The organism is Microbacterium sp. ER1, assembly GCF_023383675.1.
Classification (GTDB): Bacteria; Actinomycetota; Actinomycetes; order Actinomycetales; family Microbacteriaceae; genus Microbacterium.
Genome location: NZ_QCXO01000072.1, coordinates 1 through 250, shown reverse-complemented (window position 1 = coordinate 250; position 250 = coordinate 1). Strand labels below are relative to the sequence as shown.

Annotated in this window: 1 pseudogene; it reads right to left on the bottom strand. The window is 71.2% G+C overall.

Going from position 1 to position 250, the window contains the following annotated elements:
• Positions 1-250: pseudogene (locus BV453_RS01810) on the bottom strand (DNA polymerase III subunit delta); the annotation flags it as partial.

Here is a 250-nt window from a genome sequence, read left to right as displayed (position 1 = left end):
ATCGCGTTGGGCGCGCTCGACCTGCCACGGGGCGAGGCTGAAGGTGGCCGCCAGCTGGGCGGAGCCGCCGCGCACGCCGAACACCTTCGCCATGGTGCGGATTTTGCTGGCGAATGCGGCGACGATCGGCACCGGGTCGGCACCTGAGGACAGGGCGTGCCGCAGGGTGACGAGAGCCTCGCCGAGCCGGCCGGCGATGGCGGAATCGGCCACCTTGAACGCGTTGGTCTCGACCCGGCCACCGTAGTAG